The following is an 11,720-nucleotide window of genomic DNA, read 5'->3' as shown; positions in this document are numbered from 1 at the left end:
TCCATTCGCAAAATTCATATGAATTTTGCGAATTTACGCCTTTTAGCTATAATTTCTTGGCTTCATTCCAATATATGTCCATTTCTGCAAGCGTCATATCGGCCAGTGCTTTTCCGTTTTCTTTGGCTTTGGTTTCGAGGTATTGAAAACGTTTAATGAATTTTTTATTGGTTTTTTCAAGGGCATTTTCAGGGTTAATATTAATGAAGCGTGCATAATTGATCAGAGAGAATAAAACATCTCCAAATTCTGATTCTGCTTTTTCTATATCAATAGCGGTATTGTCGGCTACATTAAATTCAGCTTTAAATTCTTGCAGTTCTTCTTCAACTTTTTCCCAAACCTGGTTTTTATCTTCCCAATCGAAACCCACTCCACGGGCTTTCTCTTGTATACGGGCGGCCTTAACCAATGCCGGCAAAGAAGAAGGCACTCCTGCCAATACTGATTTATTGCCTTCTTTTAATTTAATCTGCTCCCAATTGCGTTTTACATCTTCCTCATTCTGTACCTCAACATCTCCATAAATGTGCGGATGCCGGTTTACCAGTTTGTCACAAACCCCGTTTAAAACATCTGTAATATTAAAGTGATTCGTTTCTGAAGCAATCCGCGAATAGAAAACCAAATGCATCATAACATCACCAAGTTCCTTTTTAATTTCATCTAAATCACCTTCCAAAATCGCATCACTTAGCTCGTAGGTTTCTTCGATAGTAAGGTGCCGAAGGGTTTCCATTGTTTGTTTTTTATCCCAGGGGCATTGCGTACGTAAGGTATCCAATACAGTAAGTAAACGTGTAAAAGCATCGGCTGGGTTGTTGGCACTGGCAGGAATCGGGTTGTTGGGCATGTTGTGGGTTTAAGCTAAATTTATCTGATGCTAAAGTACCAAACCCAGGCGATTAAGAAAAGCTGAAAAGGAATTCTGAACCATAAATATTTTGGCCCGGGCCCGGGTTTGTACAAATCTTCATAGTTGATGCTGTGTTTGGCTGCGTAAATATTGGTAGGTAAAATGGCGATGAAGAAAACAATCAAGGCTATTCCGGTATAATAACGGGTATTATCGATGGCTAAACCAATTGCAAATAAAATTTCAAGCACACCTGTAAAAAGTACAATTTCTACCTTTTTAGGAATGAATAAAGGTATCATGGCGGCCATGCTGGTTTTAAACTTAAAATGGCCAATTGCCGTAAAAAGCAACATTACGCCCATGGCAATATTGCCTGCAAAAATATTTCCCTTATCAAATGTAGTATGACCGCCAAAAGCTAATAAGGCAACATATACTATAACTAATACAAATAAAGGTTTCATGACTGAATATCCTATTTTATCAGGTTAAAAGCAATTAATATTGTGGCTACAAATAAGATTACCAAACCGGAAAGAAAAACAAAATCGGCAACTTTTTCTAACCTTTGACTTGCTGTTTTTACTCTTCTCATTGAAACAAAAGATAAAATACAGCTCGTCATAAAAAACATTACTGCAGCCACAGCAAATTCATCAATTAAAGAGCCATCGGTAAGGGCAAGTTTTTTTAAGGAGGTAAGCACAATAAAACAGATGCCTAACAGGTTGGCAGAAGTGCTTAAAATATGTGGCGATCTATTTTCGGCCATTTTTAATCTTTTTCCTCTAATTTAATCTTTTTTGTAATGCGGTAAATGCGTTTCTTTTTGTCGGGTTTATGTTCTTCGCCCATTAAAATGCCCCAGGGTTTCAGGTTATCAACGCGGTCGAAAATTATTTTAAGCATGGCTAGGTATGGAATGCATAAAAACATACCCGAAATGCCCCAGATCATTTCGCCAACTACAATGCCAATAAAGGCAAACAATGCATTAATTTTAACTTTTGAGCCTACTACAAGCGGCATCAGCACATTTCCATCAATTGCATGTACGCCAACAAAGGCAATTAATACCAAAAGTACTTTGCCCGCTCCGGCCGTGGCAAAAGTAATTAAACAGCTAACCAGCAAGGCAAAGAATATTCCTAAATAAGGTACAACATTAAAAATACCAGCCACCAAGCCTAGTAAAACAGCATATTTAACGCCGAGTAAACTGAGTACGGTGATCATTAACACAGTAACAATCAGCATTTGTAAGAAAAGACCAATGATGTATTTTTTTATGATGTATTGAATCTGACTAACAATTTCGGTAACCTTTTCTTTATGTTCTTTACTGAAAACGGAGGTTAAAAAAGTAAATAATACCCGTCTGTAATTTAATATGAAGAACGTAAACAATAGAGTAAAGCCCAAAAACAACAAGGTAGAAGATAAGGTAGCTAAAGTTGTGGCTACAATGGCCGCACTTGTGGCCAATGCTTTTTCGGTACTATCATTCAAATAATCCAACTGTTTTTGAGAATTTACGCCAAAGGTATGCGAAATCCATTTTTGCAATTCATGGTATGAAACGTTGGCTTTTTCTTTTAGTAAAGGCCAATCGGCCCATAAATCACTCAATTGGTTACCAAAGAAATATATAATGCCCCCAATTATGGCAATCATCAGAATAACTGAAACCAAGGTAGACAGACCTCTCTTAAATTTTAAACGCCGCTCTAAAAAATTACCCACTGGTAATAATAAAATGGCCATTAAAAAGGAGAAAAGTAAGGGAGCAAGTAACGATTGCCCTAAAATAGCTATGTAGGTTAGGCTTATTAAACAGAAAAGAACCAATGCAAGCTTTGGTAGAAATGATAATTTGTCTTTCATATATTTTAAATCCTGTTTAATACAAAATGCCCGATTAATTGTTTCATTAATCGGGCATTTAAATATAAGGGATTATTTTTAATAGATACTTGCTTTATCTAAAAGAGAAATATCTTCGGGTGTGAGTTTCAGGTTTGCAGCTTCAACAAATTATTTTAGCTGGCTTAAATCGGTAACGCTGGCAATTGGGGCTGTTATTGATGGATGGTAAATTAACCAGGCCAATGCTACTGATGCCTGCTCTACTTGATGTTGACCAGCAACCTGATCCAATGCATCCAGGATTTTGTAACCCCGCTCATTCATGAATTTTTTTACGCCTCCACCGCGCTGGCTTTTCTTCAGGTCATCTTCGCTGCGGTATTTTCCTGTTAAAAATCCGCTAGCTAACGAATAATAAGTTACCACACCAAGACCATGATCTAAACAGATTTTTTCATGTTCCTGTTCAAAATCAGCTCTATCATAAAGGTTATATCCTGGCTGATAAACTTCGTAACGTGGCAGGTTATGTTCGGTAGAATAAATCAGCGATTCTTTTAACCGGTCAGCAGAGAAGTTTGAAGCACCGATCCAACGTACCTTTCCGGCTTTAATTAATGTTTCGTAAGCACTTAGAGTTTCCTCTACGGGGGTGGTCTCATCATCAAAATGAGAAAAATATAGATCGATATAATCGGTTTGCAGTCGCGTTAAAGAATGTTCTACCTGGTTGATGATGTAATCTTTTTTAAGTGATTTACCCTGCCCCATATCTGAGCCTACCTTGGTTGCAATAATTACATCGTGGCGTTTATTGTGTTGTTTTAACCAGTTGCCAATAATTGTTTCTGATTCTCCACCTTTATTTCCTGGTACCCAACGCGAGTATACATCGGCTGTATCGATAAAATTGAAACCGCTATCTACAAAATGATCCAGTATTTCAAATGATTTTTGCTCATCAATCGTCCAGCCAAAAACGTTTCCTCCAAATACAATGGGCGCAATATTTAAATCGGTTTTTCCTAAAGTTCTTTTTTCCATAATATGAATATTAATCTAATGCTAACAATTTTTGGAAGTTGTGGTTTTTCCAGAAGATCAAATTTGCATTAAAATGAGATGGGCATGTTTTACCTGGAAAGCAACCTGCTATTTCAATTATCGTCAGTCCTGTTTTACGCTATAGCTCCGTAGAAAAAACGGAGGCTGCCGCTGCACCCAGGTTTAGGTAAATAATCCTTTGCTGCTATTTGTGTTTTCCGGTAAAATGCCCAAAAACCTAAGCAGTCTCAATCTCTCTAGACTTTATCGCCCTCAGCATTTCTCTTTTTCCAGGTGCTCCTGGTAATTTCTCTATGGTAAATCCACAGGCTTTAACTGCTCTTTTCAGTTTCCCAGTAATGGCATAGGTTACAAAAGTACCTCCAGGTTTTAAGAAACTGCAGGCATGGGCAATTATCTCGTCGCTCCACATTTCTGGTTGATGCTGAACCGAAAAAGCATCGTAATATATTACATCAAACTTTTTATCAGTATGGTATTCGGCAAGTGTTGTATGCGGAATTTCTAATGTACAAAGTGAGGAGAGTTTTTGTTCAGATTTTAGCGCATTAGCATAATTGGTGGTAAATTGAGCCCAAATCTCATCCGGAACATAAGCCGAATAACCGGTTTGCTCAATTACTTCGCTGGTAAGCGGAAAAGCTTCAATGCTGGTGTAATTAAGGTTAATGTTGTTTGCTTCACAATATTCGAAGCTTAAAATAAAATTAAGTCCGGTACCAAAGCCAACTTCTAAAATGGAAATCTGAGGTTGGTCGGAAGATGCAAATTTCAATCCTGCATCAATAAAAACATGTTTACTTTCTTGCAATGCGCCATGCTTACTATGGTAATGTTCGCCAATTGTTTCATTGTAAAGTGTATTCGAACCATCAGCAGTAGGGGTTATAATATTCATGCGCTAGGATTTGGATTGATTATTTTTAAGATTGCAAATATAGGAATAGGATAGAAAGGATCAGGATAAAAAAGGATCAGGATAAAAAGGATTATAGGATTATAGGATCTAACAGGAATAGGATAAGAAAGATTTTAAGATTTCAGGATAATCTGCTTCATGCTTTGCCTGGCCGAAGAGGCATTGGACTACTGGCTCCCAACTCCGGACATTTTCGCTTTCAGCTTTAAACTTTTGTTATTAGCTTTGGTTTTACCCTAAACCCTAAACCCTAAACCCTAAACCCTAAACCCTAAACCCTAAACCCTAAATATGGATATCGAATCTTTCAGAGAATATTGTTTGAGTTTGCCAGGCACAACCGAGGGCATGAAATGGGAACATCTTTGTTTTATGATTGAGGAGAAAATATACATTATCATTGCGATTGATGAGGGTAATAGCTTTTCTATTAAATGCAATCCTGATGAGTTTGATGAACTTGCTGCAAGAGATGGTATTGCGCAGGCGTATCACATGGCGAAAAGGCAATGGATACAGATTGAAAACTTGGATGTTTTAAACGATAAAGAACTTAAAAGTAGGGTAGCAGAATCTAGAGCGATGGTTATGGCCAAATTACCAAAGAAAATACAAGCCAAATACATTTAAATTTTGCGAGGTTTTTATATCAGCTTTTTTAAAGCCATAATGTAACCAATATGCATCCCTTCATGAAAGGGAATAAAATTTATGGCATCTTCTATCGAGTTTAGTTTCATGCCATAACGTTTGTCCCACGGATCGAAATTTTTAAAAATACCTTGCGTATAATCTTCCATTAAGCGATCTATACTATTTAATAATGCGCTGAAAATAGCATCAATTGCTTCTTTATCAATAAAAGTATCTGGCTTTGTTCCACTTAAAAAAGGGGCGAAATGATTTTCTTCAACAGTGATTTCCAAACCCGACCTTACATAACACATATTTTGTTGTGCAGCGGTTAAATGCGCTATATTCCAGATAATGTTGTTGTTAAAACCTGTCGGAATTTTGTTCAATGCCTCAATACTTAAATCTTTAACCAACTCAAGAATGAAAAGCCTGGTATTTTTAATTTGTGTAATGGTAGCGGTTGTATTTAACATTTAATTGTTTTTACAGGCAATAATCGGTATTACTGCTCAGTTTTGGTTTCTTGTTTTTTACTCTCGTCTTTTTTAATGCCTTTATCAGCATTAAGCTCCTTCGATTTCATAATGTTGAAACGGTACATATCTTCAATGCCCACAAGTTTTCTGGTACATTTTTCAATATCTGTACCTTCTTGCCATAAATACGGTCGGAAACTATAGGTTTTGGTGCCATCTAAATTTCCAATAAACTGGTTCCAGTTATTCCAACGCAGGCCTTTGTAAAATTTAGAGAGATCACTGTCGAAACAAAAAACAAGAAACTCACCATAACCAGCACCCAATGGCTGCCAGGTTAAAGTATTTGGTTCGAGGTAGTACACATTTTTAATGTCTTTCCCTAAACCGCCATAGTTAATAGCGAAAAAGCCACCAACGGCATCATCAGCAATTAAAAGGTAAGGGATATTGTCGCCATACTCTTTAATTGTTTTTCCCTTGTTCCATTCGGCTATATTTCTTGTTAATCTCTCACTTCCCGAGCCCAAAATTCTTATCCATCCGTTATCAATCATAATACCACCGGTATTGTAAATTACAGAGCCAAGTGTGGCATAGGTTGTCATTTGGGCATTGTATAAAACCTCTTTTGCTTTGGCAGAGTCTACAGGTAAAACCTCAACCTTGTTTTTGGCAGAATCAATCCATTTCTTTACCAAAGGCCATGCAGGGTCTGTTTTATTTACTAATGCCTCAAGGCTTATTAATTTATTGTCTTGAGCAAAAACTGTTGCAGAAAATAAGGTTAAAGCGAGGATAAAGATAGTTCTGGATGCACTTTTCATGAAAAGGTGATTATGTTTTTTCAAAGATAGGATGATAATTAAGAATTGCCGAAAGGAGTTGAATATTTTTGATTGTTCAGAAGGAATATTGAGCATGGGGTAATTGTTGATTCGTGAAAACATGAATCAAGGTCGCATGAATAATCTTACAGTCAGATGTTGTCATGGTATAATTTGTTAGATACCAATCGGAAATTAACTAACCAGCTAAAAGGAATTAATCATTGCAGCCAAAATGTACAAGGGTATTATTTTACACCAGGAAAAACAAAACGCCCCGAATAATCCGGAGCGTTTGTAATATAGGGATACTATTAAGTTTAAGCTAGCCTGTGAAATGAAAAAGCTTTTAGCCCTTAACCTTCCAAGCTTTCGCCTTAAATTACCACATTCTAATCCTATCTTCAGGTTTTTTGTACAATTTATCGCCAGGTTTAACATCAAAGGCATTGTACCAGGCATCCATATTTACAGGCGCGCCAATGGTACGGTACGGACCTGGAGAATGCGGATCGGTTTTAATTAACTGTGCCGCGCTTTCTGGTAAAATGTTGCCTCTCCAAACTTGTGCCCAGGCTAAAAAGAAACGTTGATCTGGAGTAAAACCATCTATCTTTTCGTTACTCTGGCCTTGTTTTGTCATTTTAAAAGCAGTATAAGCTGCATTTAAACCACCTAAATCGCCAATGTTTTCACCCATGGTTAATTTACCAATTACATGAACAGTATCTAGTACAGTATAACCATCAAATTGCTCACCTAATGCCTTGGTTTTAGCGTCAAATTTAGCTTTATCCTCAGCTGTCCACCAGTTTTTTAAATTTCCTGCAGCATCGTACTGACTGCCGCTATCATCAAAACCATGGCTCATTTCATGGCCGATTACCGCACCAATTCCGCCGTAATTAACGGCATCATCTGCATTTGGATCAAAGAAAGGGAATTGTAAAATTCCGGCAGGGAAAACAATTTCGTTTAAAGTTGGGCTGTAATAAGCATTAACTGTTGGTGGCGTCATGCCAAAACGCTTACGGTCAACCGGTTTACCCAATTGATCAACCATTTCATTATATCCCCAAACACTTGCATTACGTAAATTCTGGAAATAAGTACCTTTATTAATTGTTAAACCATCATAGTTTTTCCATTTTTCAGGATAACCAACCTTTGGTGTAAATGCGTGTAGTTTAGCCAGTGCTTTTTGTTTGGTTTCAGCACTCATCCATTCTAAACCATTGATTCTGATTTCGAACGCTTTGCGTAAGTTTACAATCATCTGGTTCATGCGTTCTTTTGCTTCAGGCTTAAAATACTTGGCTACATAAAGCTGACCAAGCAATTCGCCTATGGTACCATCTGTTAAGGATGACATGCGCTGCCAGCGTGGTGTTTGTACTTTTTGCCCGGTTTGTGCCTGTGTAAAAGCGAAACTTGCCTTAACAAACGGAGAACTTAAGCTTGAGGCAGAACCTTTTAATATGTTCCATTCTAAATAGGTTTTCCAATCTTCTACAGGAACCGATTTTAGCATTCCATCCAAACTTGCCATAAACTTAGGCGAAGAAACCAGAACGGTATCCTGATTTTTGATTTTGAATTTAGGCAGATAGGTTGTCCAGTTAATATCAGGAGTCTTTTTGTTCAGTTCGGCAACAGTAATTTTGTTGTAAGTAGCGTAAGGATCGCGCATTTCTAAACGGCTCATTTGCGCCTCTGCAAATTGCTTTTCAATCTTATAAACAGTTGCAGCTTTTTGTTTTGCTTCTTCGGCAGTACTTCCGGTTAGCGTAAATAAGGTAACCATGTAAGTATTGTACGCCTCGCGTATTTTTACGCTGCGGGCATCATCTTTCAGGTAATAATCACGGTCGGGCAGGGTAGTGCCACCTTGCCCAATGTTTACCATATATTTATTTACGTTTTTGCGGTCTTGGCCAACACCCAAACCAAACATGCCACCACCAAGGCCGTTGGTACGCATATACGCTACCTGATCTAAAACGCCCTGAACATTTTTAATTTGCTTAACTTTTTCTAAATCTGATTTTATGGGTGTGTAACCTAGCTTTTCAATTGTTGCGCTGTCCATTGCAGCGGTATAAAAATCGCCTACTCTGCGTTTTACCGAGCCTGCCGGAGCAGCTTTATCTGTGGCTGCATCTTCTACTAAAGATTTTACTGCGTTAATGTTAAAATCACGCAGTTCGTTAAATGAACCCCAGCGTGTTTCTTTAGCGGGAACAGGATTGTTTTTTACCCAAGAACCACTTGCGTAGGTATAAAAATCGTCGCCTGGTTTAACGGAAAGATCCATGTTGGCAGGGTCGATAAACTTTTTGGTTTGTGCATTTGCAGAAAAGCCAGCAGCAATAATACCCAGTGCCGCAAAATATCTTTTCAAATTTTGGTATTTCATTCGCTTAATAAGTTAGTATTTGAAGCGAAATTTATGAAATACAAATTAATACTGAAACAATATACTAATAATATTACTTGTTAAACCAGTAGTAAATTTTTGCTAAACCCAAACGTCTGATAAGTTCGGATGCTGAAAATTGGATTTTAATAGATTTCATAATTTTAAATCTTTTATACACTATTAACATTTTTTAACAAAATTTATTGTGTGCTTGTAAAAATTATTGCTATCAAGAATGATTCAGCATAAAGCATTTTATTTTCCATAAATTTGAAATACTTATCCAAAACCCCACAGGTTATGAAACCCGCAAGGTTTAGCGGTAAATAAAAACTAATGTATTTGTATACAATATATAATGAGCCATACCCACGATAAAGAAGATAGCTGTTGCAGCACCAAAGTACATCCGGCACCAAAAGATAACCACCAACATGTTCACGATCACGAAGAAGGTGATGAGCACGACCACGATCATGGAGGCGATCCATCGGCGTTTAAAACTTACTTACCGGCCCTTGTAACCCTGGTTATGTTATTGATCGGAATTGCTTTCGATAATATTTTTAAAGTTCCTGCCTTTCAAACCATAAGGCCTTATTGGTATATTGTAGCTTATCTGCCTGTTGGTATTCCGGTTTTACGCGAGGTTTGGGAGACTTTTAAAGCCAAAGATTTTTTTACCGAATTTTCACTGATGTCAATTGCTACAATAGGGGCCTTTGGCATTGGTCAGTATCCTGAAGGTGTAACCGTGATGCTTTTTTATACCATTGGCGAACTGTTTCAAATGGCAGCGGTAAACAGGGCTAAAAGAAATATTAAAGCTTTGCTTGATGTACGTGCCGATGTAGCGCACGTTTTACGCAATGGAAAATATGAGGATGTTAACCCCGAAAAAGTAGCCATTGGCGAAACGATACAAATTAAAGCCGGTGAGAAAATTCCGTTGGATGGAGCATTGATGAGTGATAAAAGCAGTTTTAATACCGCTGCACTTACCGGAGAAAGCAAACCCCGTACAATTAATAAGGGTGAGCCGATTTTAGCTGGTATGCTTAATTTAGATAAAGTAATAGAAGTACAGGTAAGCAAGGCTTTTGCCGATAGTGCACTGTCGCGGATACTCGAAATGGTACAAAATGCCACTACACGTAAAGCTAAAACTGAGCTTTTTATACGCAAGTTTGCTAAAGTATATACGCCAATTGTTTTCTTTTTGGCTTTAGCACTCGTTACCATTCCGATGTTGGTTTTAGGGAGCGATTATCATTTTCAAACCTGGTTATACCGTTCGCTTGTTTTCCTGGTGATATCCTGTCCTTGTGCATTGGTTATTTCCATCCCACTCGGTTATTTTGGCGGAATTGGTGCTGCATCCTCAAACGGAATTCTTTTTAAAGGTTCTAATTTTCTTGATCTGATTACCAAACTGAATACGGTAGTGATGGACAAAACCGGAACTTTAACAAAAGGCGTTTTTAATGTTCAGAAAGTAGAAAGTGTAATCGATGAAAAGGAACTTTTGAACTTATTAACCGCTGTAGAAGCAAAATCAACGCATCCCATAGCCAAATCGATTGTAGCCTATGTGGGTAATCAGGAAATCCATCCGGCAGAAAATATAGCGGAAATTGCAGGGATGGGCTTAAAGGGAGTGGTAAATGGTAAAGAGGTTTTAGCTGGTAATGTAAAACTTTTAGAAAAATTTAATATTGAATTTGATACCCGCATTGCAGCAATTGAAGAAAGTATTGTGGTTGTAGCTGTTGATCAGAAATACGCAGGTTATGTGCTCATTGCCGATGAGATAAAAGAAGATGCTGGCGAAGCCGTTAAACAGCTCCATGAAATTGGAATAAAACAGGTGGTAATGCTGAGTGGAGATAAAACATCGATTGTTAAAAAAGTTGCAACCGGCTTAGGTATTGATGCTTACTATGGTGATTTATTACCAGAGGATAAGGTGGCGAAACTTGAAGAAATTAAAAAGGATAAAACCAAAGTAGTTGCCTTTGTTGGCGATGGGATAAACGATACCCCGGTTTTGGCCATTAGCGATATAGGTATTGCGATGGGTGCAATGGGCAGCGATGCCGCAATTGAAACAGCAGATGTTGTTATTCAGACGGATCAACCTTCTAAAATTGTAACAGCGATTAAAATTGGTAAGGCAACTAAGAATGTGGTAATCCAGAATATTGTATTGGCATTTGCAGTAAAAGCATTGGTGTTAATTTTAGGTGCAGGCGGTATTGCCACCATGTGGGAAGCCGTTTTTGCCGATGTTGGTGTTGCACTTCTGGCCATTTTAAATGCAGTTAGGATTCAGAAAATGAAGTTTTAATACCTTAAACTATTGCCATTAAGAAGTTAAGGTAATTAAGAATGTACTTAAAACTTAATTTATTAATTGTGAGTGAGGTATGCCAAAAATAAGAAGATAAACAAAGCTAAAAACCTGTCCATTCAGTAACAATTAATCGTAATTAATACCAATTTGAAGCTATACTCAAATCTCATGCTTTCCTATTTCATGGTGCAACCACCTTTTTAAAAGAAAAGAAAATTTAAACCCATAAGTATGCCATTTGGCTTATGCTCCTTTGGTCTTTCAGCTTAAATAGCTATTTTTGAGCTTTTAATATCATTC

11 protein-coding genes are annotated in these 11,720 nt (G+C 37.5%); 2 read left to right on the top strand and 9 right to left on the bottom strand.

Annotation, left to right across the window (positions count from 1 at the left end; genetic code table 11):
• Positions 1-46: 46 nt before the first annotated feature.
• The 6 genes from mazG to mnmD form a co-directional block, all read right to left on the bottom strand.
• Complete coding sequence (mazG, locus tag ASE74_RS07275; protein ID WP_055906337.1) at positions 47-853, bottom strand: nucleoside triphosphate pyrophosphohydrolase; 807 nt, start codon at positions 851-853, stop codon at positions 47-49.
• Between the two features lie 20 nt (positions 854-873).
• Positions 874-1,323 carry a hypothetical protein gene (locus ASE74_RS07270; protein WP_055906334.1) on the bottom strand — a complete coding sequence of 150 codons (450 nt, stop codon included), beginning with the start codon at positions 1,321-1,323 and terminating at the stop codon, positions 874-876.
• 11 nt (positions 1,324-1,334) lie between these two features.
• Positions 1,335-1,631, bottom strand: coding sequence for a hypothetical protein (locus tag ASE74_RS07265; protein WP_055906331.1), 297 nt, complete (start codon positions 1,629-1,631; stop codon positions 1,335-1,337).
• Between the two features lie 2 nt (positions 1,632-1,633).
• On the bottom strand, positions 1,634-2,743 hold the full coding sequence (locus ASE74_RS07260; RefSeq protein ID WP_055906328.1) for an AI-2E family transporter: 1,110 nt from the start codon (positions 2,741-2,743) through the stop codon (positions 1,634-1,636).
• A gap of 150 nt (positions 2,744-2,893) precedes the next feature.
• Positions 2,894-3,769 carry an aldo/keto reductase gene (locus ASE74_RS07255; protein ID WP_369800137.1) on the bottom strand — a complete coding sequence of 292 codons (876 nt, stop codon included), beginning with the start codon at positions 3,767-3,769 and terminating at the stop codon, positions 2,894-2,896.
• Between the two features lie 238 nt (positions 3,770-4,007).
• Positions 4,008-4,688: a tRNA (5-methylaminomethyl-2-thiouridine)(34)-methyltransferase MnmD gene (gene mnmD, locus ASE74_RS07250; RefSeq protein WP_055906324.1), complete on the bottom strand. Its 681-nt coding sequence runs from the start codon at positions 4,686-4,688 to the stop codon at positions 4,008-4,010.
• Positions 4,689-5,000: 312 nt separating this feature from the next.
• Here mnmD and ASE74_RS07245 point away from each other — a divergent pair, with 312 nt between their 5' ends.
• The gene (locus ASE74_RS07245) at positions 5,001-5,339 is read left to right on the top strand and encodes an MmcQ/YjbR family DNA-binding protein (protein WP_082458680.1); all 339 of its coding nucleotides are present in this window, start codon (positions 5,001-5,003) and stop codon (positions 5,337-5,339) included.
• A gap of 14 nt (positions 5,340-5,353) precedes the next feature.
• Here ASE74_RS07245 and ASE74_RS07240 read toward each other — a convergent pair whose 3' ends face one another.
• From ASE74_RS07240 to ASE74_RS07230, 3 genes are all read right to left on the bottom strand, one after another.
• A complete protein-coding gene (locus ASE74_RS07240; protein ID WP_055906319.1) occupies positions 5,354-5,818 on the bottom strand; it encodes a DinB family protein in 465 nt (154 codons plus the stop codon).
• A 29-nt stretch (positions 5,819-5,847) separates the two neighbouring features.
• Positions 5,848-6,648: a DUF2625 domain-containing protein gene (locus ASE74_RS07235; protein ID WP_055906316.1), complete on the bottom strand. Its 801-nt coding sequence runs from the start codon at positions 6,646-6,648 to the stop codon at positions 5,848-5,850.
• 382 nt (positions 6,649-7,030) lie between these two features.
• Entirely contained in the window at positions 7,031-9,064 is a 2,034-nt protein-coding gene (locus ASE74_RS07230) for a M13 family metallopeptidase (protein ID WP_055906313.1), read from the bottom strand.
• A gap of 361 nt (positions 9,065-9,425) precedes the next feature.
• Between ASE74_RS07230 and ASE74_RS07225 the strand changes: the two genes are divergently transcribed.
• The gene (locus ASE74_RS07225) at positions 9,426-11,414 is read left to right on the top strand and encodes a heavy metal translocating P-type ATPase (RefSeq protein ID WP_055906310.1); all 1,989 of its coding nucleotides are present in this window, start codon (positions 9,426-9,428) and stop codon (positions 11,412-11,414) included.
• The last annotated feature ends 306 nt before the right edge of the window (positions 11,415-11,720 follow it).

This window comes from Pedobacter sp. Leaf216 (genome assembly GCF_001421515.1).
Lineage (GTDB): Bacteria > Bacteroidota > Bacteroidia > Sphingobacteriales > Sphingobacteriaceae > Pedobacter.
Note: the sequence above shows the minus strand (reverse complement) of the source record. Positions and strands in the feature narration are given on the sequence as shown.